At 29.8% G+C, this 26,300-nt stretch carries 24 protein-coding genes, 1 tRNA gene and 1 pseudogene; 4 read left to right on the forward strand and 22 right to left on the reverse strand.

Annotated elements, in window-relative coordinates; genetic code table 11:
* Nucleotides 1-2: 2 nt before the first annotated feature.
* Nucleotides 3-1,610 carry a LysM peptidoglycan-binding domain-containing protein gene (locus WG951_RS15005; protein WP_245893459.1) on the forward strand — a complete coding sequence of 536 codons (1,608 nt, stop codon included), beginning with the start codon at nt 3-5 and terminating at the stop codon, nt 1,608-1,610.
* Nucleotides 1,611-1,852: 242 nt separating this feature from the next.
* Here the strand turns inward: WG951_RS15005 and WG951_RS15010 are convergent, their stop codons facing one another.
* The gene (locus WG951_RS15010) at nt 1,853-2,368 is read right to left on the reverse strand and encodes a hypothetical protein (protein WP_105047758.1); all 516 of its coding nucleotides are present in this window, start codon (nt 2,366-2,368) and stop codon (nt 1,853-1,855) included.
* A gap of 61 nt (nt 2,369-2,429) precedes the next feature.
* Nucleotides 2,430-5,573 (reverse strand): cytochrome c biogenesis protein CcsA, encoded by a 3,144-nt coding sequence (gene ccsA / locus WG951_RS15015; protein WP_105047759.1) that lies wholly within the window; start codon nt 5,571-5,573, stop codon nt 2,430-2,432.
* Nucleotides 5,574-5,686: 113 nt separating this feature from the next.
* Here ccsA and WG951_RS15020 point away from each other — a divergent pair, with 113 nt between their 5' ends.
* A complete protein-coding gene (locus WG951_RS15020) occupies nt 5,687-6,247 on the forward strand; it encodes a hypothetical protein (RefSeq protein ID WP_105047760.1) in 561 nt (186 codons plus the stop codon).
* An 87-nt stretch (nt 6,248-6,334) separates the two neighbouring features.
* On the opposite strand, the gene WG951_RS15025 is transcribed toward WG951_RS15020, so the two are convergent.
* From WG951_RS15025 to WG951_RS15120, 20 genes and pseudogenes are all read right to left on the reverse strand, one after another.
* Nucleotides 6,335-7,699, reverse strand: a complete 1,365-nt coding sequence (locus WG951_RS15025; protein ID WP_394365377.1) for an NAD-dependent succinate-semialdehyde dehydrogenase — start codon at nt 7,697-7,699, stop codon at nt 6,335-6,337.
* Nucleotides 7,700-7,711: 12 nt separating this feature from the next.
* A complete protein-coding gene (locus tag WG951_RS15030) occupies nt 7,712-9,235 on the reverse strand; it encodes a GH3 family domain-containing protein (protein WP_105047762.1) in 1,524 nt (507 codons plus the stop codon).
* A gap of 103 nt (nt 9,236-9,338) precedes the next feature.
* Nucleotides 9,339-10,349: an endonuclease/exonuclease/phosphatase family protein gene (locus tag WG951_RS15035; protein ID WP_245893460.1), complete on the reverse strand. Its 1,011-nt coding sequence runs from the start codon at nt 10,347-10,349 to the stop codon at nt 9,339-9,341.
* 187 nt (nt 10,350-10,536) lie between these two features.
* Nucleotides 10,537-12,060: pseudogene (locus tag WG951_RS15040) on the reverse strand (methylmalonyl-CoA mutase family protein); the annotation flags it as partial.
* Nucleotides 12,053-12,385 (reverse strand): hypothetical protein, encoded by a 333-nt coding sequence (locus tag WG951_RS15045; protein ID WP_105047765.1) that lies wholly within the window; start codon nt 12,383-12,385, stop codon nt 12,053-12,055. The pseudogene WG951_RS15040 and the gene WG951_RS15045, both read right to left, overlap by 8 nt.
* Nucleotides 12,386-12,396: 11 nt before the next feature.
* Nucleotides 12,397-13,752: a methylmalonyl-CoA mutase subunit beta gene (locus WG951_RS15050; protein ID WP_105047766.1), complete on the reverse strand. Its 1,356-nt coding sequence runs from the start codon at nt 13,750-13,752 to the stop codon at nt 12,397-12,399.
* Complete coding sequence (locus WG951_RS15055) at nt 13,753-14,070, reverse strand: FtsB family cell division protein (RefSeq protein WP_105047767.1); 318 nt, start codon at nt 14,068-14,070, stop codon at nt 13,753-13,755.
* 8 nt (nt 14,071-14,078) lie between these two features.
* Nucleotides 14,079-14,684, reverse strand: coding sequence for a uridine kinase (gene udk, locus WG951_RS15060; RefSeq protein WP_105047768.1), 606 nt, complete (start codon nt 14,682-14,684; stop codon nt 14,079-14,081).
* 214 nt (nt 14,685-14,898) lie between these two features.
* A tRNA-Thr gene (locus tag WG951_RS15065) sits at nt 14,899-14,972 on the reverse strand.
* A 300-nt stretch (nt 14,973-15,272) separates the two neighbouring features.
* Entirely contained in the window at nt 15,273-16,580 is a 1,308-nt protein-coding gene (locus WG951_RS15070) for a cryptochrome/photolyase family protein (protein WP_105047769.1), read from the reverse strand.
* A gap of 4 nt (nt 16,581-16,584) precedes the next feature.
* Nucleotides 16,585-17,046 (reverse strand): SRPBCC family protein, encoded by a 462-nt coding sequence (locus tag WG951_RS15075; protein WP_105047770.1) that lies wholly within the window; start codon nt 17,044-17,046, stop codon nt 16,585-16,587.
* Between the two features lies 1 nt (nt 17,047).
* Complete coding sequence (locus tag WG951_RS15080) at nt 17,048-17,509, reverse strand: TspO/MBR family protein (protein WP_105047771.1); 462 nt, start codon at nt 17,507-17,509, stop codon at nt 17,048-17,050.
* Nucleotides 17,510-17,600: 91 nt separating this feature from the next.
* Nucleotides 17,601-18,074: a glutathione peroxidase gene (locus WG951_RS15085; protein WP_105047772.1), complete on the reverse strand. Its 474-nt coding sequence runs from the start codon at nt 18,072-18,074 to the stop codon at nt 17,601-17,603.
* Between the two features lie 15 nt (nt 18,075-18,089).
* On the reverse strand, nt 18,090-18,773 hold the full coding sequence (locus WG951_RS15090) for an SDR family NAD(P)-dependent oxidoreductase (protein ID WP_105047773.1): 684 nt from the start codon (nt 18,771-18,773) through the stop codon (nt 18,090-18,092).
* A 6-nt stretch (nt 18,774-18,779) separates the two neighbouring features.
* The gene (locus WG951_RS15095; protein ID WP_105047774.1) at nt 18,780-18,995 is read right to left on the reverse strand and encodes a hypothetical protein; all 216 of its coding nucleotides are present in this window, start codon (nt 18,993-18,995) and stop codon (nt 18,780-18,782) included.
* A gap of 77 nt (nt 18,996-19,072) precedes the next feature.
* Entirely contained in the window at nt 19,073-19,297 is a 225-nt protein-coding gene (locus tag WG951_RS15100) for a hypothetical protein (protein ID WP_105047775.1), read from the reverse strand.
* 453 nt (nt 19,298-19,750) lie between these two features.
* Nucleotides 19,751-21,172, reverse strand: coding sequence for an SDR family oxidoreductase (locus WG951_RS15105; RefSeq protein WP_105047776.1), 1,422 nt, complete (start codon nt 21,170-21,172; stop codon nt 19,751-19,753).
* Between the two features lie 5 nt (nt 21,173-21,177).
* Nucleotides 21,178-21,792: a flavin reductase family protein gene (locus WG951_RS15110; protein ID WP_105047777.1), complete on the reverse strand. Its 615-nt coding sequence runs from the start codon at nt 21,790-21,792 to the stop codon at nt 21,178-21,180.
* The gene (locus tag WG951_RS15115; protein WP_105047778.1) at nt 21,792-23,096 is read right to left on the reverse strand and encodes an ABC1 kinase family protein; all 1,305 of its coding nucleotides are present in this window, start codon (nt 23,094-23,096) and stop codon (nt 21,792-21,794) included. The genes WG951_RS15110 and WG951_RS15115 overlap by 1 nt, the downstream gene beginning before the upstream one ends.
* Nucleotides 23,097-23,103: 7 nt before the next feature.
* Nucleotides 23,104-23,760: a TetR family transcriptional regulator C-terminal domain-containing protein gene (locus WG951_RS15120; RefSeq protein ID WP_105047779.1), complete on the reverse strand. Its 657-nt coding sequence runs from the start codon at nt 23,758-23,760 to the stop codon at nt 23,104-23,106.
* Nucleotides 23,761-23,915: 155 nt separating this feature from the next.
* On the opposite strand from WG951_RS15120, the gene WG951_RS15125 reads away from it, so the two are divergent.
* Both WG951_RS15125 and WG951_RS15130 read left to right on the forward strand, forming a co-directional pair.
* Nucleotides 23,916-25,004, forward strand: a complete 1,089-nt coding sequence (locus WG951_RS15125; RefSeq protein WP_105047780.1) for a formylglycine-generating enzyme family protein — start codon at nt 23,916-23,918, stop codon at nt 25,002-25,004.
* 393 nt (nt 25,005-25,397) lie between these two features.
* Entirely contained in the window at nt 25,398-26,288 is an 891-nt protein-coding gene (locus tag WG951_RS15130; RefSeq protein WP_105047781.1) for a BPSS1187 family protein, read from the forward strand.
* Nucleotides 26,289-26,300: the final 12 nt, after the last annotated feature.

Consider the following 26,300-nt stretch of genomic DNA (forward strand, 5'->3'; position numbering starts at 1 on the left):
ATATGAAACATGTAAAATTTTTTGTTTTTCTATGTATTTTAACGTTTACTGTTTCTTGCGGTCAACAAAAAAAATACGTTCAGTATAAGGTAAAAGAAGGTGAAACCATGAGGGCAATTGCCCAAAGATTGGATATGAAAACCAGTGATTTACTTCGCTTAAACCCAGATGTGGGCAGAAAGCCAGAAGCAAACTCTGTAATTGTAATTCCTAACAAAAAAATAAAAGCATCAAATTCAATTACAAAAGGAAAAACGGTAGATGATAAAATTACAGAGGCAGCCAAAAACGAAGCAGCTTTAAAAAATAAAGAGGAAGAACTTCTAAATGAACTTAAAAAGAACTTTGTTGTTTATGAAGTAAAAAAAGGAGATACTTTCTATAGTTTAACGCGTTTTTATAATGTTTCTCAAGAAAATTTAATTGCTTTAAATCCCATTTTATCAGAGGGGTTAAAAGTAGGGCAGCATATAAAAATTAAAGCCATAGAAGCAGGCGATACTTCAGAAAACTATATTTACGAAGATGTTATAGAACGTAATATTTCTTTAAAAGTAGCATTGCTTTTGCCGTTTAGTGCAAAAGAACACAGTGGTACAGAATCTAAAGATATATTTCAGAGAAGTAAATTGGCAAACATGGTAACCGATTTTTATTTAGGAGCAGAAATAGCTATAGATTCTTTAAGAAAACAAGGAATTAACATAGACCTTAATGTTTTTGATACAGAAAAAAATGGTACAAAAATTAAAACCATTTTGGCAGAAAACAATCTTAATAAAAACGATGTTGTTATTGGGCCTTTGTATTCAGAAGAAGTAGAAATAGTTGCAAATAAAGTAAATGCACCTGTAATTTTTCCTTTTTATTCTAAAAATCAATCTAAATTTTCTGCATCAAAGTTGATTAAAACATCACCTGAGAAAAAAGTTTTTAGAGAAGAGTTAACTGCTTATATTAAAGATAATTTTACAAAAGGTAATTTAATTTTAGTGGGTGATGGAAAATCAGAATCTAACGCTTCTAATGCCATTATAAAACAAGCTTTACAATCTCATGATTCTATTAGCGTTGTACATATTCTTAAACCCAATAAAGGATATATCGCTAAAGACCGTTTCTTAAAAATTTTGAAACCAAATCAAGAAAATTGGGTGGTTTTAACATCTGGTAATACTATTTTGGTAGCAGATGCTATTAATAGTTTAATTAGTTTGCCAGAAAATACAAGCGTTCGTGTTTTTACATTTAATAAAGGAAAAGCTTTCGATAAAATTGCCAATTTAAAATTAGCCAAAGTTAACCTAACTTATGTTAGTGATGAGTATGTAAATGAAGCTTCAGCATCAACACAACAATTTAATAAGCAATACGCTAAAAAGAACAACGCGTTGCCTTCTTTTTCGGCAACCAAAGGTTTTGATATTACGTATGATGTTTTAATCCGTTTAGCGTCTGGAGATGATTTAAAAGATACTTTTAAAGACGGTGCCTCTTTTAGAGTAGAAAGTAAATTTGATTACTCAAGCAAAGCATTTGGAGTTTCAGAAAATAAAGGACTATTTATCGTTCAATATAATAAAGATTTAAGTTTAACTAGATTAAAATAGAAAGCTCTTAGCGTAAATAGGAAATAGTTTTTTTAGAAGCTATTTCCTGCTTTCACTACTCGCTTTTTTAGTACTGATAAAAATCAGTACTAAAAAGAGCTCAAACAAACCGTTCAATCAGGGCTAAGCTCTTTTAGAAGCCAATTGTATAAAGAGTATTTTAAGTTTTAATAAGAAAGTATTAGTCATAAAAAAATCCGCTGAAAAGCGGATTTTTTTTATATTATTAGAAACAAAATAGATTAGATTTTTTTCATCTGTTGTTTCATCATTCCCATTTGTTCTTTAAGCATACCGTGTTTGTCTAATTTTTTAGCCTCCGCCATTAAATTAATAGCTTCACGTTTACGTCTTTTTGTCATTGCAATACCAGCTAATTGTAATTTTGCCATTGCTAAATCATGATCCATTGGTAAACCTAATTTTATGGCTTTACGTAAAAATTTTTCGGCTTGTGTAATGTTTGTTTGGCTTAAAATAATACCGTGTAAATAGTTATAATACCCTTGTTGTTTTACTATTAAAGCCGCTTCTGGGTTTTTAATATATCCTAACCATTTCTTAGTACCTTCAAAATTTTGTTTACGCAATTGTAAAAAAGCCATTAAAATAAATTCGTTTTTAAAGTATAGCAAAACAAAAATTCCGGCTAATAATAAGATAGAAATTCCGTTCATTATATTTCCCTGACTGAATTGATACACTGCCCAAGCAGTAAGTAAACCTGCAATAGCTAATTTTATATTTTTATGAAACATATTGTTTTTTAATGTTAATTAAATCGAAAGCAAAAATACATTTTATTGCGAAACTTTATCGTTACTTTTTAAAGTATTTCTTGTATTTAAACGATGCTATAATGGTTAGTATTACTAACGCTGTAATATAATAATAAGCCTCTCTTGGTGTTATCGCTTTATCTCCACTAGCATAAGAATGCAATCCAGATAAGTAGAAGTTTACTCCAAAGTAAGTCATCATTATAGATAAATACGCAAAGGCAGCTGCAAAATTAAAAGCAAGTCTACTACGTAAACCAGGTATTAAGCGCATGTGTAAAACAAAAGCATAAATCATGATAGAAATTAATGCCCAGGTTTCTTTTGGATCCCAACCCCAATAACGTCCCCAACTTTCATTAGCCCACATACCACCAAGAAAATTACCAACCGTTAGCATTACCAAACCAACCGTAACGGCCATTTCTGTAATAATGGTTAATTCTTTAATATTAAGATCCATTCTCTTCTTATTCTTTTCTGTAGTAAAAGCAATAAGTAGTAAAGAAACAATACCCAAAATCATTCCTAAAGAAAGTGGTCCATAACTAGCTGTAATAATAGAAGTATGTACTAAAAGCCACCAAGAGTTTAGTACAGGTTGTATATTGGCAATGGCAGGGTCTAACCAGTTTTGACCAGCAAAAAATAATGTAATTGCAGCTAAAAACGTAGCTGCTGCAATTGTTAAAGCAGATTTTCTTCCAATAAGTAGTCCAAATAACATGGTTGCCCAAGCAACAAAAATAATGGATTCATAAGCATTTGTCCAAGGTGCATTTCCACTAATATACCATCGAGCAATTAAACTAAAAGTATGTGCAATAAATAAAGATATAATAACAGCTATAAATACTTTTACAATAATATCAATCCATTTTTTAGAACTAAAAATTTGCCATAAAACAAAAATGATTAAAAGAAAACTAGCATAGCCATAATATTTTGTAAGCTTTTGAAATGGTTCAATCTTATTATAAGAAATCTCTAAATTGATTCTTTTTTCTGATGGATATACTTCTGCTCCAAATTTCTTTTGAAATTTTTTAATTCCGTCTAAAATTTGGTTTGCTTTTGTATAATCTTTGGTTTGTTTTGCCTCTTGTAAAAGTTGAACGTAAACAGGTAAAGATTGACGAACAAATACAGAATCTGTAGCCTTAAAACCGGCCGTTGAGGTTTCTGGTTGAGAAACCCATTTGTTGTTATCGTCGTTAGGTATTGGGTAAATACGTAAAATACCACCACCAATGGCACTGTATAGTAAACCTACTCTTTTATCAATTTTAATTAAATCTTTTTCAAACTTATTTTTTACATTCTTTTTTTGTGCTTCTGCAACTTGTTCTTTTATTTTATAGGCTCCTGTTGGTGTTATGAAATCGGATAAACGAGCATATGTTGCGTCTTGTGAAAGTTTTAAAGTTTCTCTAATTTGCGTATTCCCTTTTTCTAGGTAAATTACAGGAACCTCAAACCAAAAACGAGGGTTTTCTATAATAGATAACAAAACCTGACTCGGTTGCATGCCGTTAAAGGTTTCTGTTTTACTAACTTTTCTAACCAATTCAGAAGCAAATGTGTGAGCCGGTTTCATTCGTCCACCTGCATCTTGTATTACTAGTTTGTTAAAACTTTCGGCATGGTTTATATCAACTAAATTTGCTTTTAAAACAGAGTCTATTTGTTGATTTGTAATGTTGTTTTTTTGATGCGCTTCGTGTTGCCCAAAACTAAAACTAGAAATTAATAATGTTGCCACGATAGACATGGTCATTTTTTTCTTTCTAATTTTTCGTAACCCTTTTTTTAAGTCGTTAAAACGTGTGTTTTTATCAAAAAGCATACTAATTAAACCTGTGTATAATAAAGAATACCCCAAATACGTAATAAAAGTTCCTAAAAAATCGTGGTTTACAGACAAGTGTGTTTCTTCTCTAGGACCTGATAAATCGTAACTAGATTGAAAAAATTTGTATCCTTTATGGTCTAAAATATGATTCATAAAAATTCTATAATCAAAAGTTTCTTCGGTATCTATTACCGTTACCTCACTTGCATAAGATGCAGCACTTTCTGAGCCAGGGTATTTTTCTAATTGAAAGTCGTTTAGCTTTATAGAAAAAGGAGTTTCTAGTATTTTAGCACCGTATAACATTCTAAAATTTAAACCACCAACAGAAAGCTCTTTAGAACCCGCAGCGTTATATTTACCACCTGCTAATTCTATTCTTTTTGTTTCGTTTTTGCTTTTAACATCTAAAACAATTACATCTAAATTGTTACTATCTTTAGCACCGCTAATGGTTTTCATAACACCTTTCTCAGCAGGTTTAGGGATTACAAATTGTAAACCAGCAATGTTATTTAAGGTTAAGTATTGAAAATTCTGTACGGAATCTTTTATAATATTTCCTCTTTTTTGATCGGCCATTCTAAACCAATCACCATCATTCTTAGATATTATTTTTAATCCACCATCTTTATTTATAAAGTTAACAGAGGCATTATTATCTGGGGCTTCAAAACCAACTAAAACTCCGTGGATATTTTGAATAGTACCTTTTTTAATCCAGTGTTCATGACGCGTTCCTTCTGAAGATTCTACAAAAAATAAATGATCAACACCATTTTTGTCTTCTACTAATTTCTTTTCTGCTTTCGGAATATAATCAACTAGTTCGAAACTAAAGTCTTGTGTACTGTCTTCATTTTTAAAACTATCTGTATACGACCAAGAGTTTTTACCCCACGCAGATAATAATAAAGGTTTGTTTATTTCTGGTTTTTGAACCTTACCATTATCAACAATTACATTTAAATAAGTAGTTTCAGATAAAAATTTATTGGTAGATTGTCCTTCTTCGATCATCATAATACCCTCGTAACCAATATAACGTGTAACTCCAGCACCAATTATGATAAAGAAAAAAGCCAAATGAAACATTAAAACAGCCCATTTTTCTTTTTTATACAATCTATATCTAAATATGTTTCCAAAGAAGTTGATAACAAAGAATATCATAATAGCTTCGAACCACCAAGTGTTATAAACAAGTGCTTTAGAGGTTTGGGTGCCAAAATCATTTTCTATAAATGTGGCAACTCCCATTGCCGCAGCAAAAACGATAAATAAGACAGCCATTAAACGTGTTGAGTAAAGTATACTAAGAATTTTTTTCATCCTTCTGAAGTGCTTTTTTTAAAAGAGCTACAAATTTAAGCATAAAAGCACAAATGAACTTCTAGATACCGGTATATTTATGTGTCAAAAGTTTTAAAGAAATCATAAAGTTTATGTCTAAACATCATATTATACCTATTACGATTAAAGAAAAAGTAGAAACTGGGTTAAATTATTATCCGGAGCTAAAAAATATTTATATCGAATTTAAGTTTAAAAAAAATATAAAGAAATCTACAATGCAAGCAAGACCCACTTTTGATAGTTTTTTTAGGTCTAAAAAGAATAGAAAATTTGTGATATTAATTAGTGAAAAATTTAAAATTTCTGACAAAGAGTTTTCTACAAGAGATATTCCTAAAGATGTTTTTATAGGGTGGATTGGCCATGAGCTAGGGCATATTATGGATTATAAAGAAAGAAGTAGGTTTAACTTAATTTGGTTTGGACTTAAATACTTGTTTTCTGATAATCATATTGTAGCGGCAGAAAGAGCAGCAGACCGTTTTGCTGTTCAGCATAAAATGGAGTTGTATATTTTAAAAACAAAGAATTTTATTTTAAATAATGCGGCTATTACACAAGCGTATAAAAATCGAATTAAAAAATATTATTTATCTCCAGAAGAAATTATGGTTTTGGTTGAAAATAGAAATAAATTAGAAGAAAAGTAAGAGCAAATAGTACTTGTTTTTTTATAAAAACACAGTAAAACCTTTACGATTTAGTAAAAGTTTTACTGTGTATTATGTGTTCTAAAATCAATCAATCCAAATAGATTTGGTGTTTACAAATTCTTTAATTCCGTAACTAGAAAGTTCTCTACCATAACCACTATTTTTAATACCTCCAAATGGTAACCTTGGGTCTGAAGAAACTAATTTGTTTACAAAACTGTTACCTGCTTCTAGTTGTAAAGCTACTTTTTCTCCTCTCTTAGAGTTGCTTGTTAATACGCCAGAACCTAAACCAAATGTAGAATTGTTTGCTAGTTCAATAGCTTCATTTTCGTTTTTTGCTTTAATTACAGAGGCAACTGGTCCAAAGAGTTCTTCATCAAAAGCAGTCATTCCTGGTTTTAAATCGGTTAAAATGGTTGCAGGGTAATAAGCTCCTTTTCTATTCGGAATTTTTCCTCCTAAAATTAACTTTCCGCCTTGCTTAATTGTTTGTTGTACTTGCTCATGAATTTCGTTACGTAAATCTATACGTGCCATTGGGCCATAATAAACATCTTTGTCTGTTGGCGCTCCCATTTTTGCAGCTTTCATTTTTTTTGTAAAAAGCTCTAAGAAATCATCATAAATTTCTTCTAAAACAATAAAACGTTTAGCAGCAATACACGTTTGTCCGTTATTTTGTAATCTTCCAAAAGTAGCTAAATCTGTAGCTTTTTCTAAATCGGCATCCTCTAGAATAATGTAAGCATCGCTTCCGCCTAATTCTAAAACTGTTTTTTTTAAATTTTCGCCAGCAATTTTGGAAACAGAACGTCCTGCAGGTTCACTACCTGTTAAAGTTACAGCTACAATATTCTTATCTTCTATAATTGTTTTTATTGCATCAGAATTTACATTTAAGTTAGTAAAAACACCTTCGGGAAAACCAGCCTCTGTAAAAGCTTTTTCTATAGCAAAAGCACAACCTTGCACGTTTGATGCATGTTTTAAAACCCCTGTATTTCCTGTCATTAATGCAGGTGCAGCAAAACGAATAACCTGATAGAAAGGGAAATTCCAAGGCATTATCGCTAGTGTAACGCCTAATGGCTGAAAGGTAACATAACTTTTTTTAGCTTCTGTTTCTACTACTTTATCGGCTAATAATTCTGTTGTATGATTGGCGTAATATCTACAAATTAAAGCACACTTTTCTATTTCTTTGCGAGATTGCTCAATTACCTTACCCATTTCTTGAGTAGCTAGTTGTGCATATTGTTCTTTGTTGCTTTCAAAAATATCAGCAAGTTTGTGCATCAGTTTAGAACGATCATTAAAACTTGTTTTTTTCCAAATTTTATAGACTTCGTTTGCTTTTGCTATTTTCTTTTTTACTGTTTCTTCAGAAATTCTGTTATAACTTGCAATTTCTTCTTCTGTGGCTGGATTTATACTTGTTGTTTTCATGATTTTTTATTTTTAAATTTCGTTTACAAAATTTTCCCAATCAGAAAATTTCTTTTCATTCATAACACGTTCCATTTTAACCTGACCGCCTTTTTTCTTATTGTAAGCATTCCATTCATGAAATTTTTGAACAGGAATTACAGTTACTTTTACTCCTTTTAAAGCTTTGGTTCTGGCAACTTTGTAGTTTTTATTGGCTTTTTTAAGAAAAGCATCTAATGCTTCTGCAATTTGGTTATTGTTTTCTTTTATTTCGGCTCCTAAATACCAAGAATGATAAAATTCACCATCCTCAAATCGTTTGGCACAAATGGTATATTCTTTAATTTTGGTTGAAAATTCTTCTTCTAAATGGTTGATGGCATCGTCCATTTTATTTACTGATAATTGAGAACCTACAGTGTTTAAAAAGAATTTTGTACGACCGGTAATTTTAATTTCTGCTTTTGCAACATCTGTAAAAGCAATAGTATCACCAATTAAATATCTCCACGCTCCACTAACAGTACTTATTATTAAAATATAATCGGTGTTTTTTTCTACTTGTTCTAAAGTTAAAGAAGGTGCATTTTGTTTTATAGAACCATCTTCATTAATATAATCTGGATGCATAGGTACAAATTCAAAATAAATACCATTTTCTGTATTTAATTGCATGGCATCTGTATCGGGTCTTACTTGTGTGGCAATGTAACCTTCAGAGGCCAAATAAGTATCAATAACTGTAACGGGTTTTCCTAAAAGCGCTTTAAAACTTTTTTCATAAGGTTTAAATGCAACACCTCCAGAAGTATATACTTCTAGGTTTGGCCAAATTTCATGAATATGTTTTAAATTATGAAATTCTATAACTTTCTGAATCATTAACTCTATCCAAGCAGGAATTCCGCTTAGGGCACCAATATCCCAATTTTCAGCATTTTCGGCAATGTGTTGTACGCGCTCGTCCCAATCTTTAATTTTGGCTATTTCTTCTCCTGGTTTGTAATAACCTTTAAACCAAAACGGAATATTACTAGCGCTAATTCCGCTTATTTCACCTTCTAAGTGATTTTCTTCTTCCGATAGATCGGTAGAACTTCCAAGCATCATAATATCTTTTTCGAAAAAATTTACTGGTAAATCAAAATTATTTAAAGAAGTAACCTGTTTAATTCCAGAGCTTTTTATGGCGTTAATCATGGCGTCTGTAACCGGAATTTTTTTACTTGTTTTACCTGTTGTACCAGAACTTAGAGCAAAATAAGAAGGACTACCTACCCAAGTTACATTTTCTTCTCCTTTATGAATTTTATGCCACCATTTTTTATGTAAAGAGTGATAATCAAAATAAGGAATTTTTTGAGAAAATGTTTGTTCAATATTTTTTGAAAGAAGAATATCTTTAAAGTGGTAATGTGTACCAAATTGAGTTTCTTTTGCTGTTTCTAACAAGTCTTTTAAAACTTTTTTTTGCGCCTCTATATGGTTTGTTTCTGATGATAAAGTGTCTGTTAAATGGATAATCCCTTTAATGATGTTTCCTAAAATTGCCATGTGTTGTGTTTTTATACAAAGATGGTGTTAGCATAAAATAAAACTTAACTCTTTTGGTTTTTTGCTTGATGCAAAAGGAAACTAGGATAGTTAAAATGATTTTTTACCTGTTTTGGCTATTTGTCTCTTTGCCTTTTTTGATATAAGTTTCCACATTACTTTTTTCTTCTTTAGAAAGTGTCTCTACTTTTTTTTCTTTTGTAATATTAGATGGAGTTACACTAAAAACACAGCGAATAGGAAAATGATCTGACCCAATGTATTCTAAAATATTTAATTGTTTTAAAATAATTTCTTTAGAATGAAAAACCAAATCTAAAGGAGCTCTAAATAACCAATATTTTGCATGATAAGAAGCCAGAATTCCACGGCCAATTCTACCATCAATTAAACCACAACTTTTGCGGAACAGTTTTGCTATTTTAGACCAAGCAACAGTATTAAAATCACCAACCACAATTACAGGTTGCTTCATCTCTTTTATCCATTTGGCAATACACATTAAATCTCCATCTCGTTCTTTAGAGGTTCTTTCTTCTGTAGGACTTGGTGGTGGTGGATGGGCACAGAAAACAACAAAATGATTTCCTTCTTTGTCTTTAAAATGTGCTTCGATACTTGGTAGGTCTTTTGCAACAAAAAAATGGGTTGTTATTTTTTCAAAAGGAATTTTAGAATATAAATGCATTCCATACGTATTTTCTAACGTTATTTTTTCGGTAAACTTATAGTCTGTTTCTAAATCACGCATGGCGTTTTCCCAATCCTTGTTACTTTCAATGGTAAAAAAGATGTCTGGTTTTTCCTTTTTAATTAAATCTTTAAATTTTTGAAACTTGTTATTGTATTGATAAATATTTGCAGAGATAATTTTGATGTCTTTTTTGCTCTTAGCAGCACTATTTTTCTTTTTATAAAAATTGGTAAATCTTGATAAAATATAAGCGTGAAAGAATAATAAGATACTTTGAATTATTAATACAAGATAAAAAAGTAGGCTTTTTTGAGTAAAAATAACTAATCCGATAGTTGCTATTATTTGTAAAAAGAAGATTTGTGTTTTAATAAATTCTGGAATACGAAAAAACCAATGCTGATTTTTAACAAATGGCAATATGCTTAAAAGAATAAGAAGTAAAGATAAAATGATAAAAAAAAGATCCACGTTAAAACATTTATACAAATTTACCCAAAATAAAGTACACTGATTATATGTATACTATTATTTATGATTTGTTAAACTTTAAGAGAAGTGTTTTTACTTTAGATCTTTAAATGTGGCTAAACGGTTTGTATTATTTAAAAACCGTTTGTAAAGCATCAGAAATTTCGCTTAAAGTTGCTCTGTTTCTTGCTGCTTTTATGGTTGCTTCTAAAAGGTTTTCTTTTCCGTGTTTTACAGCATTCGTTAAAGCTATTAGTGATTTTTTAACTTCGGTATTGTTTCTGGTGGTTTTTAGTTGATGTAGTTTTTCTAGTTGGATATTACTTGTCGTTTTATTATCAATTTCTAAAGGAGTTGAAGTTTTCTCTTTTTTTAGTTGATATTTGTTTACACCAACCAGTACTTGCTCCCCATTTTTAATTTTTACTTGTTTAATGGCAGCTGCATTTTCAATATGTAATTTTGGGATTCCTTTTTTAATCGCTTTAGAGATGCCTCCATGATGTTCTAATTCACTAATTAGTTCCCAAGTTTTGTTAGCGATGTCTTCGGTTAATTTTTCTAAATGGTAGCTTCCTGCCCAAGGATCTACTGTTTTAGTAATATGTGTTTCTTGCTGTAAATAGGTTTGCGTGTTTCTTGCAATTCTTGCAGATACAGCTGTACCTTCATCTAAAGTATTGGTGTGTAAACTTTGTGTGCCTCCAAAAGCAGCAGCCATAGCTTGTAGAGTTACTCTGGTTACATTGTTAAAAGGGTCTTGGGTTGTTAAAGAATTACAGCTTGTTTGGCTATGGGTTTTTAGAGCAAGTGATTCAGGGTTTTTAGGGTTGAATTGTTTTACCATTTTTGCCCATAAAACTCTTGCTGCTCTTAATTTTGCTATTTCTGTAAAATGATCCATACCTATTGCCCAACAGAAAGATAATTGTGTGGCAAAAGAATCTATTTTTATACCTGCTTCAATTCCTTTTTTAAGAAATTCTAACCCGTTAGATAAAGTATAAGCTAGTTCAATTTCTGCAGTGGCACCCGCTTCTTGTATTTTGTAGCCAGAAATAGAAATCGAATTAAATTCTGGCATTTTTTTGCTGGTGTATTCAAAAATATCAGTAAAAATTTTAGAAGAAAGGGTAGGAGTGTATGCGTTTGTATTTAACTCCTTTAAAATATCACTTTTAAGTGAGCCGGATAATTGGTCTAAAGATATTCCTTGTTCTTCTGCGGTAACAATATAAAAGGCAAGAAGCGGTAAAATAGTACTATTCATTGTTATAGAAACCGTTACTTTGTCTAACGGAATTTTATCAAACAACATGTTCATGTCTTCTACCGATTGGATGGTAATACTAGTTATATCAACATCATTTGGAGCTCTTTGTGTATCTGAATGGTTACAAGTACAAGTTGATAAGTCTAAATCAACGAATAATTTTTTTAGACCTGTATCTAAAATTTTTCTATATAATGTATTGCTCTCTTTTACTGTAGAGAGACCTGTGTATTGTTTAATCTCCCAAGGTTTATTTATGTACATTGTAGCATAAGTCCCTCGTAAATATGGCGCAATACCAGCAACAAATCCTTCTTGAGGAAAGGAAATAGGAGTTGCTTTTTTTAAATTTTTAAGTTTTATATGTTGTACCTCTTTTCTATTCATCTACGGGATCTGCTTCTAATTTCATGAGATTGTAAAGTTGAACACCAAGATCTTTAGATTCTTTTTGTTTTTTAGTAATTGTAATGTAGCTTTTTAATAAAAATAAAAACAGAAAAAAGCATAAAATTAGAACCGCTCCAATAAGAAAGTTAACATTGTTGCCAAATAAATGAAAAATTTTGTCTTCTAAAAAATAAAGACTAACAGCAAGAATAAAAATAAACCATATAATATATTTTGGAAGCTTACTTTTTATTTGTTGTACCTCTAACTTTAATTCGTTTTGTTTTTTTTGTTTAAAAAGAATTTCATCGTTTTTATCCATACTTTATTTTTTTATGACTTTTCAGAGTTTAATCGTTCTTTTTCTATTGATTCTGATAGTCGGTTTCTAGTTAAAGGAGGAAGTAATGTTTTTATATTTCTTTGTTTGACAAAAGGATACAAGGTTAACTCATGTTGCATCTTATCATCTTTGTTTGGTTGTAAATTTGTTCCTAAAAGTATGATTTCTTTTTTTAAGAAATCATTTTCTTCTTTTTTTGCATTTTCTTTAATTTTTTTCTGAATGGTACCTGCTTTTAATTGCTTTAAAAAGCCGCCACTTTTTTCAATTTGTTTAAAAAGGATTAAGGCATTTTCTGCTAATTGCTGTGTGATAGATTCTATATAATAAGAACCTTCTGCAAAATTTTGTCCTTCTTGTAAATAACTTTCTTGTTGTAGTATTAGTAATTGATTTCTAGAAATGCGTTCGCCAAATTCATTTGATTTATGATAAACAGCATCATAAGAAACATTAGAAATAGTATTTGCTCCACCTAAAATGGCACTCATACATTCTGATGTTGTTCTTAATAAATTTACATTATAATCATAAATGGTTTTATTTCTTAAGCTTGGTTGTACAAAAAAGTGAGCTTCTAAATTGTTAACGTTATACTCTTCTAATAGTGCGGTCCATAAAATTCTAAAAGCTCTTAATTTTGCAATTTCGAAAAAATAATTACTTCCAACAGAAAACGAAAAACTTAATTTTTCTGCAACGGAATTTCCATATTTATTTAAATATTCATTAGCGTGTGCTAAAGAGTAGGCTAGTTGTTGTGTAATAGTGGCTCCACAGTTTTGATACAGATCTCCTGAAATCGAAATACAATTTTTAGAGTTATTTAATATTCGGTCTAATTTTATAAAATCTTCTTTTAAATTATAAAACCAATTGCCTGTTTCTGCTAAGTTTCCAATAACATCTGTTTGAAAATAGGTTTTATCAGAATTTATAAATTCTGATATTTCTAGTTGAAAGGAATCATTTAAAAACTTAAATTGGAAATATATAAAAACAGTTTTTACATCAATATTAAGCAGTATTTTTTTGTAATCGAAAGGTTTGTTTGCAATAAAATGAATGGAATTAGCGCCTCTATTAAGCGCATCTATAGCTAAAGAGTTGGCTATTTTTTCATCATCAACAAAAATTGTTTGACAGATGTTAAAACCATTTTTAGGGGTTTTAACGTTATAATTGGTGCTATCTTCTGCAGTGTAAAAAGGTTTAACAACAATGCCTTCTTGAGTTTTCCATAATAATGTATCATTATAATCGGCACCTCTTAAATCTACTTGAATTTTATTTTTCCAGGCAGCAGGTGTCGTTTTTAGAAAGTCATCAAAAAGAGAAGTACTCATTTATTTTTTTATTGTATCAAATTCTATTAGATAGATATCTTCATTTTCTTTTTTCATTAGATATTTTTCTCTCGCAAAACGTTCTAACTGCAACGAGTCTTCTAGTTTTTTAATTGTAGCTTTATCTTCGGCTATTTTTTTTTCGTAAAAAGAAATGGTGCTTTCTAAGCTTTCAATTTCATTATCGAATTTTTTATGAACGAGGTAAGAGTTTTCATCAATAAAAAACATCCATATTAAAAAAGGAATTAAGATTATAACAAAAGCATTTGTCATAACTTTTACTACTTTATTTTGTTTAAATTGATTGAAAGACATAACTTTAATTATAAACGATCATTAATAACGGTTCTTACTACGTCAATTGCCACTGTATTGTGTTTGTTGTTCGGTATAATAATATCAGCAAAATTTTTGGTAGGTTCTATAAACTGTAGGTGCATTGGTTTTAACGTATCTTGATACCTGTTTAAAACTTCATCTACATCTCTACCTCTTTCTGTAATATCTCTTCTAATTCTTCTAATTAAACGTTCATCTGTGTCTGCGTGTACAAATATTTTAATATCAAACAAATCTCTTAAAGCTTCGTTGTTTAGTATTAAAATACCTTCTACAATCACCACTTTTCTAGGATGTGTTTTTATCGTATCTGTTGTTCTGTTATGGGTAACAAAAGAATACACAGGTTGTTCTATTGTTTTTCCTGATCTTAATTTCTTTAAATGTTTTACAATTAAATCAAAATCGATAGCTCTTGGATGGTCGAAATTAATTTTAGATCTTTCTTCATAAGATAAGTTTACTGTTTCGTTGTAGTAAGAATCTTGTGAAATTACACAAACTTCATCAGTTGGTAGTTGTTTAATAATTTGATTTACAACAGTTGTTTTTCCACTTCCTGTACCTCCTGCAATTCCGATAATGAGCATATAATTATGATTAGGATAATTAATTGTCTAAAATAATAAAGATTTTACAATTATTTGTGGTTTTTTTAATCTTAAATCGGTTCTTTTTTAGAATGAACAATTAAAATTTGGCAAACCTTTAAAAAAAGAAAATCTTAAAAATATTAGTCTGTTTTATTTAGTATTTTACATAAAAAAAGTCTCAAAAAATATTTTTTGAGACTTTTAAAATTTGAGCCGATGGAGGGACTCGAACCCACGACCTGCTGATTACAAATCAGCTGCTCTAGCCAGCTGAGCTACATCGGCTTTTATTTTGAGAGCGCAAATTAAATGCAATTATTAGTATCTGCCAAATAAAATTTCATTTTTTTTCATAAAAAAGCTTCAAAAAATATTTGAAGCTTTTAAAACAAGAATAATTTCTATAGAATAGAAAAAATATTTATTCATAATCTTTGCATTCTACAGGTACAAAACGCTAACTTTTTTGTTTTGTTGTTTATAAAATCTTTTAAAAAGAATATTATTGGCTTTTTTGTGTGAACAAGATTTTATACACCTATTTTTTATAAATAGTGCAAAATTAGAGGTGATTTTTATAATAGATTAGAAATCTACCAATGCTTTTTTATACGTTTCTAAACAACGTTCTCTAGCAAATTTGTGTTCTACAATTGGTGTAGGATACGTAAGCTCTTGAAAATCTGGAACCCATTTTTTAATATATTTTAAATCTTTATCAAATTTTTGAATTTGTGTGGTGGGATTAAAGATTCTAAAATAAGGAGCGGCATCAACACCTGTACCTGCAACCCATTGCCAATTACCAATATTGCTAGATTGCTCATAATCGTGTAATTTTTCTGCAAAATAAGCTTCTCCCCATCTCCAATCTATCAATAAGTGTTTGCAAAGAAAGCTTCCTACCAACATTCTTATTCTGTTGTGCATAAAACCTGTTTGGTTCAATTCTCTCATGCCTGCATCAACCAACGGGTAACCTGTTTCTCCTTTGCACCAAGCATTAAATTCTTTTTCATTATTTCGCCATAGAATTCTATCGTATTTTGGTTTAAAACTAGCTTTAATCGTATGCGGAAAATGCCATAAAATCTGCATAAAAAACTCGCGCCAAATCAACTCTTTTAAAAAAGTAATGTTATTACTTTTTGATGCTTTATCTGCCATTTTACGAATACTAACGGTTCCGAAACGTAAATGTGTACCTAACTTTGAGGTGCTGTCTTTTGCAGGAAAGTTTCTAGTTTCTTCATATTGATTTATTAATGTTGGAGAAACGGTATAAGAAGCTACGGTTATTACTGATTTTTTAAAGTCAAGTTCTTTTAAAGTTAAAAATTGATGATTTTTACTTTTTATAAAATTTTCTAAATAATCTTCTGATGGATAAAATTGAATTCCCTTAAAATGAAAAGCTTCTAACCATTTTTTAGAGTAAGGTGTATAAACTTTATACGGTGTTCCGTCTTTTTTTACAATCTCATTTCTTTCAAAGATTACTTGGTCTTTGTAAGTTTTAAAAAGAATGTTTTTTGATGTTAGAAATTCTTTAATTTCTAAATCTCTTTTAATGGCATAAGGCTCGTAATCGTGGTTTGTATAAACCCTTTCAATGGTGTGTTTTTCTAATAGTGATTTGTAAATATCAATAGGATTACCATAATAAACATCTAAAGAGCTGCCTATTTCTTGTAATTGCTTGTTTGTGTTTTTTATTTCTTGATGAATAAAAGAAACACGACTATCTTCCTTGTCTAGTTTCCTTAAAATTTCTTTATCAAAAATAAAAATTGGAAGTACTTTTTTACTTGATTTTAGAGCGTGGAATAATCCACAATTGTCATTTAGCCGTAAATCTCTTCGAAACCAAAAAATAGTTATTTTCTCACTCATTTATTTAATATTTTCCAAAAAGTTCTATTAATTTCTTCTGTCTGTATGCAAAAATTTCTTCTAATTTTGGTTTTACTAATATCGGATGTACTAGTTGTCCTAAAATACCCATAGGAACTTTATAATCGATAATGTCTTCCATTTCTACGCCGCCTTCAATTTTTTTGATAAAATGTTTGTGATGCCATAATGCATAAGGCCCAAAACGTTGTTCATCAACAAAATATTCGTTTTCTTTTACGTGTGTAATTTCGGTAACCCATTTTGTTTTTATCCCAAGAATTGGGGTAACAATATATTGTATAATCTGACCTGCAAACATTGGTTTTTCTGCTCCAGAAAGGATATCGAAACTCATATAATCTGGCGTAATTGTTTTTAAATTTTGGGGGCTAGATAAAAATTCCCAAGCTTTTTCTACTGTAATTGGTAGTTTTTGTTTTCTGTGAAACGTGTAAATTTTCATCTTAATTATAGATTAGAACGTAAAGGTTTAAGGAGGTTGCAATACAAAGCCAAATTATATAAGGCAGTAATAATAATTTATAATTACCTGTTTTACTACTGACTTTAAAAAAGTAATAAAATAGGAGTGAGGTTAACATAATGAGTGTTATAAGACCAAATAAAACAAAATGTTGATTGAAAAAAATGTAGTTCCAACTTACGTTTAAAACAAATTGAAATGCAAAAAGAAGTTTGTTTTTTTTTGTGTTTTCTACCATAAAAAGTTTGCCTAAATAAATAGAAAAGCAAATCATTATGGCTGTCCAAGCAATACCAAAAGCAATACCGGGCGGCGTCCAAGGAGCTTGATTTAAATTGGTATACCATTCTGTTAATGGCCCATTATTCATTAACCAACTTCCAATAGCTAAACCTCCAAAATTGATGACTAAAAATAATACGGTGAGTTTTAATTGTTTCATAAACTAATTGTTTTGATTGTAAAGACTCGTTTTTATAGAAATATTGTAGCTTTTTAAGCTACTTTTCTTTTTAAATATACCAAATATAATCTTAAGACTTTAGGTGTTTTGTAATTTTAGAACTCAGAGGTTTTGTAATTGAAAAATAATAATCAATTAAGTTACCTTCGGGAGAAACTAAATATTTTTGAAAGTTCCATTTTACAGAACTACTTTTTTTATTGTTAAAACTTTTAGTTGTTAACCAAGTGTATAAAGGATGTTGATTTGTGCCTTTTACGTCTACTTTTTCTGTAATTAAAAAAGTAACTCCATAATTTAGTTCGCAAAACTCTTGTATTTCAGTAGAAGAACCAGGTTCTTGTTTTCCGAATTGATTGCAAGGCACACCAATTACAACCAGATTGTTTTTATAAGTGTTGTGTAATTCTTCTAACTCTTTGTATTGTGGAGTAAAACCACATTTAGAAGCAACGTTTACAAATAAGATGTATTTGCCTTTAAAATCTGACAAATGGATAGGAGTATTCTGGAGACTATTAATCTCTATGTTGTAAATATTCATGTTTTTATGATTTAATTATAGTTTAAAACTGACAATTCCGCAGTCTAATTCGAAAATTTGACCAGAAATAGAACTTGCTTTTTCAGAAATTAAAAAAGAGGCTAAATCAGCAACTTCTTTAGGGGCTAAATATTTTTTTAACGGATGACGTTCTTTAATATTCTCTATCATTCGCTCATTGCGTAATAGTTTAGAGGCCAAGTCTGTATCTGTAACGGTAGGGGCAATTGCATTTACGCGAATTAGTGGTGCTAATTCTGCTCCTAAAGATTTGGTTAGTCCTTCTACGGCAGATTTTGCAGCGGCTACACTTGTATGAAAAGGCATGCCTAATTTTGCGGCAACTGTACTAAATAATAAAATAGAGGGTTTATTTCCTTTTTTTAGAGAAGGTAAATAGTGCTGAATTGCTTTTACCGCTCCAATAACGTTTATTTCAAAGTCTTGTCTGAAATCGTTTAGGTTTAATCGTGAAATTGGTTTTAAATTGATGCTTCCTGGGCAATAGATTAAGGTGTCTATTTCATTAAAATCAGGCAAGTTATCGGTAAGAATGTCACAGGGAACATGTGTAAGATTAGTGTGAGAAAGTAAAGGAGCTGTTCTGCTTAAATTTATAATTGAATTTTCATCAATTAAAGCATTTATAATTGCTTTTCCAATTCCTTTACTTCCTCCAATAACTAAAATTTTATTCATTTGCTTTTAAGGTCTTCCTTTCAAGCGTTTTTCAATTTTTTGCTTTACAGCTGTTAAACGCTTCATTTGATCCATAATTTCTAGATCTTTAGTTTCTTTATATACTTCGTTTAGTTCTAAAATTAAGGCTTTTACTTCTCTAGACGCTACGATTCTGTCACTTGTTGTTTTGAATGAGAATTTTCTGTGTTCAAATTCTTCCGCTCTTTCTAATAAATTCATTCTTTGTTTCTCTGTTTTATTCTATAATTTGTGAATATAATTATAAAAGTTAGAAAAACAATAGAAATATGTATTAATTATGCTGTTAACGGTTTTCCCTTTAAACGTCTTTCTATTCGTTGCTTAATTACGGTTAATCTTTTCATGATGTCCATAATTTCAGAATCTTTATTTTCTTTATAAATTTCATTTAAACTTAAAATTAAAGATTTTGCTTCTCTTGCTGCCAGCACACGATCGCTGGTAGTTGGAAATCTCATTTTTCTTGTTTCAAATTCTAATGCTTTACTTACTAAATCCATATTTTAATCTTTTTATCTTGAACATTTAGGTTTTCTTTTTTGAAAATTTTTAATTTTAAATGTTCTGTTTCGCTTCCTTAATTCTCTTCTTTTAACTACGTTTTAAAGTTTTTTAAACATTTTTTATGTGTTAAATCAATTAATCAATTAAATTGAACTTGAAATGTAGTTTTGTATTTTAAGGTCTTCTAATTGTACTTTCAATTTTTATGCCATTTAATAAACTTGTCTATAGATTTACCTTATAGTTGTATAAGTGTAATGTTTTAAATTGCTTTTTATTTAAGTAATTACTAATTCTCTTTCAAATATAATAAATGTTTAATAAATATCAATTATAGTTAAACAAAAATTAACAAAATATTATAATATTTTAAAGATTTATTTTTCAGTCGTTTACTGTAGAGGTAAAAAAAATAGAGAGTGATGAATGAGCTGTTGTTTTATGTTAGTTTATTTATTGATGTTGCTAATCATTCCGTTAAAAACAAACCAGTGAAAAGGCATTACGGCGTACCAGTATAATCTACCTGCCAAACCATGGGGTCTAAAAGTGGCTGTTTGGTGCAGTGTGTTGTCTATAATTTTAAACTCTAACCAGGCTTCGCCAGGCATTATCATTTCTGCATACAATAAAAGTTTTCCCTTTTCTTTATCAGCATATATTACTCGCCAAAAATCTAGAGCATCACCAACATTTAATTCGGTAGGATGCCTTCTTCCTCTACGCAAACCAGCTCCACCAAAAAATTGATCTAAAAAGCCACGAATTTTCCATAAAAAGGTGCCGTAATACCAACCTGTTTCCCCTCCAATAGCCCAAATTCTGTTTAGCGTTCTTTCTTTATCGATAACGGTTCTCTTTTTAAAATCTTTAAAACAACCATATTCTGGAACATTTATAAATTCGTGAACATAATTTTTTAATTTCCCGCTGCTGATGTATGAGTCTTTCCAACTAGAAATAATACTATTTTGTTCAATTTTTTTAAAAGCTAGTTTTACAGCTTCCTTGTAAGACATTGGTTGTACGTCTAAAATTGTATTGATATTGCTTTTATTACCTATAACTTCTACGCCCATAGAGTTTACTAAAGAACTTGCTAGTTTGTATGACGTAGAGGTAACAAAATACAACCAATAAGAAGATAGTTTTGGGGTCATTACAGGTACGGTTATAATAGATCTTTTTAGTTTTCTTACATCAGCAAACTGTAATAGCATTTCTTTGTATGTAAGTATTTCTGGCCCAAAAATATCATGAGAAGTATTATAAAGTTCTTTTTTGCCAAGAGATTTGTGTAAAAAAGAGAGTACATCTCTAATTGCTAAAGGTTGTGTTTTGGTGTTTAACCATTTAGGAGCTATCATTGCAGGTAGTTTTTCTACAATATCTCTAATAATTTCAAAGGAAGAACTCCCAGAACCAACAATGATTCCTGCTTTAAAAGTGGTTAATGCATATTTATTAGACGCTAATGTTTTTTCTACGTTTTTTCTTGATAATAAATGTTTAGAAAGTTTAGTGTCGTTGGTTATTCCACTTAAGTAAATAACTTGTTTTGTAGAAGTTGTTTCTATAAAATTTTTAAAGTTAAACGCGCATTTTTCTTCTAAAACATGAAATTCTTTGGCAGAATTAGTCATAGAATGAATTAAATAATAAGCAGCATCAATATCTTTTGTAATGTTTGTTAAGCTATTACTATCTAAAAAATCAGCTTCTACTAATTGAACTTTTTTTTGATTTTTATAATAACTTTTTGCTCTTTCTTTGTCTCTTACAGGGCAAATAACGCTATGTCCATCATTTAATAATAACGGAATTAAGCGTTTGCCAATATAGCCAGTTGCACCTGTTACAAGAATTTTCATATGTTTTATTTAGGTCTTTGATACGCTAATCTTTTCTTAAATTTAGGAACAGCATAGGTGTCTAAGCCGTTAATAGTAACAATATTTGCTTTAGATAAATTTATCAATCCATCATTTTCTAACAATTCATCTTTAACATATAATTCTTGTATTTGAGCTACAATCATTAATACATTATTAGATGAAATATGTATTTCTTCTATAAATTTCATACTCATTTGCACGGGAGAATTTTTAACAAAAGGAGCTTTAAAATTACCTTTAAATTCCTCTTCTAATTTCGTTACTTCAAATTCAGAAATTTCTTCGGGGTATTTTGCTGATGTATGATGTGCGTCTTCAATAATGTCTTCATAAATATGATTGATGGTAAAAACGCCACTTTCTTTTATGTTTTTATAAGTATTTCTAGGTACTGTTGTTGGTCTTAAAATAAAACCTAAGGTTGGTGGTGTAGAGCCTAAATGTGTAACAGAACTAAATACAGCAACATTACTAATGCCTTTATTAGATATAGTAGCAATTAAATTTGCCGATTTAAAACCAGAGCAACTATTTATAAGGTTTATTTTATAAAGATGTTCTAAATTTTGAATGTTTTTAAAGTTGAAAAACGCCATTAAAGAGTTTTATAATTATTGATTTTAATATCCTTTGCTTTTAAATCGTGCATTAAATTATACAAACCAAAAAAGGTTCTGTTGATATAAATAAAGTGTTTAGAACCTCTATTTCCATTCATGTCTTTTAGTTCGGTACTTTTGGCGTATTTAGCTCCTAATTCAGAGAGTTTGCCAAAGAAAACTTCATCAGAAAAATCGAATACTTCTTGGTGAAAAGGTTGCGTAAATAAACTTAGCATTTCATGAAACATTGCTCTAAAGAAATCTAATTCTTCTTTAGAATCATCTGCTCTTAAAATTTCTAATTCAAATAGTTTTTCTTCAAAGAAAATTGGGTTAGAAATGTTTTCTTTTTTTGCCAATTCAAAATACGGAACATAAAAATCATTGGGTATTGTTTTCATACACCCAAAATCAATTACAATCAGTTCGTTTTCTGGAGAAATTAAAAAATTTCCAGGATGCGGATCTGCATGTACCTTTTGTAATTTATGAATCTGAAACATGTAGAAATCCCATAATGCCTGCCCTAATTTATTGGCAACTTCTTGTTTGTCTGTGTAAAATTCAGATAAATGTACACCGTGCATCCAATCCATAGTAATAATTCTATCTGATGATAAATCAGCATAATATTCAGGGAATTTTAAATTAGGGATATGTTTACAAGCAGCTACAATTTCTTTACTTTGTGTAACTTCTAAAATGTAATTTGTTTCTTCTACCAATTTATTTTCTACTTCTTTAAAATATTTATCAGAATCTTTACCTCTAATATTAAACATTTTAATAGCAATAGGTTTAACCAATGCTAAATCTGAAGCTATACTTTGTGCAACACCCGGATATTGAATTTTTACAGCCAATTCTTTTCCGTCTTTTTCTGCTTTATGAACCTGACCAATACTTGCTGCGTTTACAGAAACGGTATTAAATTTATCGTAAATTTCATTTGGGTTTTTACCAAAATATTTTTTAAAAGTTTTGGTCACCAAAGCAGGAGAAAGTGGGGGTACAGAAAATTGAGATAGTGAAAATTTTTCTACATAGGCTTGCGGTAGAATACTTTTTTCCATGCTTAACATTTGCGCCACTTTTAAAGCACTTCCTTTTAGCGTTTTTAACCCATCATAAATATCTTCGGCATTGTTTTCGTTTAGTTTTGCTTTGGCTTCTTCTTCTGTTTTGGTGATTTTATCTCCGTAATATTTAAGATAATTTACCCCAATTTTAGCTCCCGTTGTAACTAATTTAGAAGCTCTTTGAATTTTAGATGTTGGTATAGAATCAATGGTTTTCATAAGCTATTTAGTTAAAATTTACTTTTTCTTTGATAATAAATTTACCGAAGTCGATAATACTTTGTAAGGGTTTTATATCCATTAAATCAAAACGAGCATTGATTGATTTTTCTATAAATAGATCTGTTTTTTCAAATGAAGGAGAAACATCATCTAACCAAAACTTAAGAGTTACTAATAAATGAAACCAAGAGGATTCTTGTATCGATTTATCTTGAATTTTTTCTAGTTTTTCGTGCTTTAAGTCTATTTTTTCGATACCAATATTTTGGACATAACCAATGTATTCTTTTCGTAATCCCTTTAATGTTTTTAATTTTTTAAAATCGCTATTACTATTTTCTAAAGCATAGACAAGATAGCTTCTGTTGGCTGTTAAAATTTCGAAAAAAGTAAAATAAAAACTTAATAATTTATTTCTTGCATCAAAAGTTTCGTAGTCTTCACTTTTACTTAAAACGGTGATGGTGTGATGAAAAAATTCAGAAAAAATGGCTTCTTCTAAAACATCAAAAGAACCATAAAATTTATAGAAATCAGTTTCTTCAAAATTATTTTCTTTAGCAAAACTAAATATCGATTTTGGTTGATGGTTGTTTTCTAAAACAAATTCCATGTACCAGGAAATTAAATTGTCTTTGTTGATGTTTTTTTTACGAGCCATAATTCTTTGAATTTATGTAAAGATACAAAATGTTTAACAAAACAACCATTTTGTTAAACAATAATTTTTTGTTAAAAATTGACATCATTTTAAAAGAATTAAATTTATAAGTAATAAGAATATCTATATTTGTTTTAAAACACTAAATTTTACAAATGAATTTTAATTTAAAACCCTTTTTATTCATCGTTTTATCACTTTCAGTTTTTGTTGTAAGTTGTGATAAGAAAACCGAAAAAGAAAAAACAGTTGTAAAAACTGCCATAAATACCGATAAAGTAGAAACACCAAAAGGTATGGTTTGGGTGGCTTCTAAAACTTTTTTAATGGGGGCAAAAAATGAGGATAAATATGCTATGCCACGTGAAAAGCCAGCGCATAAAGTAGCTGTAGATGGTTTTTTTATTGATGCACATGAGGTTACCAATAAACAATTTAAGGAGTTTGTTGCTGCCACAAAATATATTACGGTAGCAGAAAGACCAATTGATTGGGACGAAATTAAAAAAGATTTACCAGCAGGTACACCAAAACCAGCAGACTCAATTTTACAACCCGGAAGTTTAATTTTTAATAAGCATGCCAAAGGTATTGTTTCTATGGAAAACTACGGTCAGTGGTGGGTATGGAAACTTGGAGCAGATTGGAAACATCCAGAAGGACCAGGAAGTTCTATAGAAGGGCAAGATAATTATCCGGTTGTTCATATTGCACAAGAAGATGCTTTGGCGTATTGTAAGTGGGCAAATAGAAGGTTGCCAACAGAGGCAGAGTGGGAGTCTGCTGCACAAGGTAAATTTGAAGATAATATTTATTCTTGGGGAAATAAATTGGAAGATTTAGATGCCAATGCAAATACTTGGCAAGGAAAATTTCCGACAGAAAATATTTCTGAAGACGGATTTGAATATATTTCACCAATAAAATCCTATCCAGCAAATAATATCGGTTTGTATGATATGGCGGGTAATGTTTGGGAAATGACATCTGATTTATTTAATGTAAATTATTATCAAACGATAGACCCAAATGTTGTTTTACAAAACCCTGTTGGAGCAGATAAATCGTATACACCTAGTAATCCATATCAAATAGAATATGTAATGAAAGGTGGTTCTTTTTTATGTCATGCTTCTTATTGTGCAAGTTTTAGAATTTCTGCAAGAATGGGTATGGAGCCTAATTCAGGTTCTGATCATATTGGTTTTAGAACGGTGGCAACTAAAGAAATGTTGGCAAAATAATAAAGATTATTATTTATAAATGAATACAAAACTCCCTTTTATCAATCTGATAAAAGGGAGTTTTTCTTTTTAATGGTAAATTACTTTAAATCAGTCTTTAAAATGCGCTTTGCGTTATTAAAAAGAATAACTTTTTAAAATGTTAGAGTATCGTTTTAAACTTAACTGCTAATTGATTAACGATAATGTAATTTTTATCTATATTTACGAAAAATTACTAAAGAAAAATTAACAAATTAAATGTTTTGTTAAATTAAGTTCGCTTAAAATGAGTTTTTGTTGATAAAAATGCATATTTATATATCGATGACAACTATTGTTAGTTTGTCACATACTTTAAGAAAAAGGAAATTGCTAAACCATTTTTAAAATTCAATTAAAAATTAATAAATAATGAAGTTTTTTTTAATTCCCCTTGCTTTTATTTTCTTTAGCTACAATTTTACTTTTGCTCAATCTTCTAAAGGGTTTCCAAAAGAATATAAGGTTCTAAATGTAAAACCGTCTACTACAGATTCTAAAATTAAAGAAGCAAATTCGCCTCACTTAATTGTTTATAACCCAGAAGCAAAACAAGGTAAACTATTATTTTTTATGCCAGGAACAGGAGGAGTTGCTTTAAAAGGACCTCGTGCATTATTTGCTACAGCTGTTTCTCAAGGATATCGTGTTATTAATATATCTTATATAAATAGGCCTGCAGTTGCTCAAATATGTAGGGGAGATAATTTATTAGAAAACACTAATTGTACTGCAGAATTTAGAACAAAACGTATTTATGGTGATACTAAGTTTTCATTAATTAAAGATGAGCCACAAGATGCTATTGTACGTAGATTAACAAAGTTGTTACTTTATCTTTCTGAGAATGATAAGGATGGAAACTGGGACTTTTATTTAGAAAATGGTGCTCCAAAATGGAGTGAAATAGCCGTTTCAGGTCAATCTCAAGGAGGTGGAATGGCAGCTTTTATAGCGCAAGAACACTTGGTTGCTAGAGTTATAGATTTTTCTGGCGGTTGGGATTATTCAGAAGGAAAAAAGATTGCAAAATGGTATTCTAATAAAAGTATAACACCTGCAAATCTTTGGTACGGAACATATCATGCAAAAGAGCCGAATGCAAAAATAATTAAAGAAACATACTATGCTTTGGGTATTCCAGAAAATCAAATTTATGAGTTTAATTTACCAGTTCCCAAAGGAAAAAAAGGACATTCTAATGGTGTTAGAAATACAGGGTATAGAACTCAGTGGATTGAATTATTAGGTAAAGGAAATTAAGAATAGCGTAAA

It is taken from the genome of Polaribacter butkevichii (assembly GCF_038024105.1).
Classification (GTDB): Bacteria; Bacteroidota; Bacteroidia; order Flavobacteriales; family Flavobacteriaceae; genus Polaribacter; species Polaribacter butkevichii.

What these genes read in the sequence shown, in the direction of transcription:
- WG951_RS15010 (WP_105047758.1), bottom strand. Translation starts at nt 2,368, where the DNA reads ATGTTTCATAAAAATATAAAATTAGCTATTGCAGGTTTACTTACTGCT.
- WG951_RS15025 (WP_394365377.1), bottom strand. Translation starts at nt 7,699, where the DNA reads ATGAAAACAACAAGTATAAATCCAGCCACAGAAGAAGAAATTGCAAGT.
- WG951_RS15005 (WP_245893459.1), top strand. Translation starts at nt 3, where the DNA reads ATGAAACATGTAAAATTTTTTGTTTTTCTATGTATTTTAACGTTTACT.
- WG951_RS15095 (WP_105047774.1), bottom strand. Translation starts at nt 18,995, where the DNA reads ATGAATTTATTAGAAAGAGCGGAAGAATTTGAACACAGAAAATTCTCA.
- ccsA (WP_105047759.1), bottom strand. Translation starts at nt 5,573, where the DNA reads ATGAAAAAAATTCTTAGTATACTTTACTCAACACGTTTAATGGCTGTC.
- WG951_RS15050 (WP_105047766.1), bottom strand. Translation starts at nt 13,752, where the DNA reads ATGAGTACTTCTCTTTTTGATGACTTTCTAAAAACGACACCTGCTGCC.
- WG951_RS15115 (WP_105047778.1), bottom strand. Translation starts at nt 23,096, where the DNA reads ATGAAAACCATTGATTCTATACCAACATCTAAAATTCAAAGAGCTTCT.
- WG951_RS15120 (WP_105047779.1), bottom strand. Translation starts at nt 23,760, where the DNA reads ATGGCTCGTAAAAAAAACATCAACAAAGACAATTTAATTTCCTGGTAC.
- WG951_RS15105 (WP_105047776.1), bottom strand. Translation starts at nt 21,172, where the DNA reads ATGAAAATTCTTGTAACAGGTGCAACTGGCTATATTGGCAAACGCTTA.
- WG951_RS15020 (WP_105047760.1), top strand. Translation starts at nt 5,687, where the DNA reads ATGTCTAAACATCATATTATACCTATTACGATTAAAGAAAAAGTAGAA.
- WG951_RS15055 (WP_105047767.1), bottom strand. Translation starts at nt 14,070, where the DNA reads ATGTCTTTCAATCAATTTAAACAAAATAAAGTAGTAAAAGTTATGACA.
- WG951_RS15130 (WP_105047781.1), top strand. Translation starts at nt 25,398, where the DNA reads ATGAAGTTTTTTTTAATTCCCCTTGCTTTTATTTTCTTTAGCTACAAT.
- WG951_RS15080 (WP_105047771.1), bottom strand. Translation starts at nt 17,509, where the DNA reads ATGAAACAATTAAAACTCACCGTATTATTTTTAGTCATCAATTTTGGA.
- WG951_RS15125 (WP_105047780.1), top strand. Translation starts at nt 23,916, where the DNA reads ATGAATTTTAATTTAAAACCCTTTTTATTCATCGTTTTATCACTTTCA.
- WG951_RS15045 (WP_105047765.1), bottom strand. Translation starts at nt 12,385, where the DNA reads ATGGATAAAAACGATGAAATTCTTTTTAAACAAAAAAAACAAAACGAA.
- udk (WP_105047768.1), bottom strand. Translation starts at nt 14,684, where the DNA reads ATGCTCATTATCGGAATTGCAGGAGGTACAGGAAGTGGAAAAACAACT.
- WG951_RS15070 (WP_105047769.1), bottom strand. Translation starts at nt 16,580, where the DNA reads ATGAGTGAGAAAATAACTATTTTTTGGTTTCGAAGAGATTTACGGCTA.
- WG951_RS15085 (WP_105047772.1), bottom strand. Translation starts at nt 18,074, where the DNA reads ATGAATATTTACAACATAGAGATTAATAGTCTCCAGAATACTCCTATC.
- WG951_RS15090 (WP_105047773.1), bottom strand. Translation starts at nt 18,773, where the DNA reads ATGAATAAAATTTTAGTTATTGGAGGAAGTAAAGGAATTGGAAAAGCA.
- WG951_RS15030 (WP_105047762.1), bottom strand. Translation starts at nt 9,235, where the DNA reads ATGGCAATTTTAGGAAACATCATTAAAGGGATTATCCATTTAACAGAC.
- WG951_RS15075 (WP_105047770.1), bottom strand. Translation starts at nt 17,046, where the DNA reads ATGAAAATTTACACGTTTCACAGAAAACAAAAACTACCAATTACAGTA.
- WG951_RS15110 (WP_105047777.1), bottom strand. Translation starts at nt 21,792, where the DNA reads ATGGCGTTTTTCAACTTTAAAAACATTCAAAATTTAGAACATCTTTAT.
- WG951_RS15100 (WP_105047775.1), bottom strand. Translation starts at nt 19,297, where the DNA reads ATGGATTTAGTAAGTAAAGCATTAGAATTTGAAACAAGAAAAATGAGA.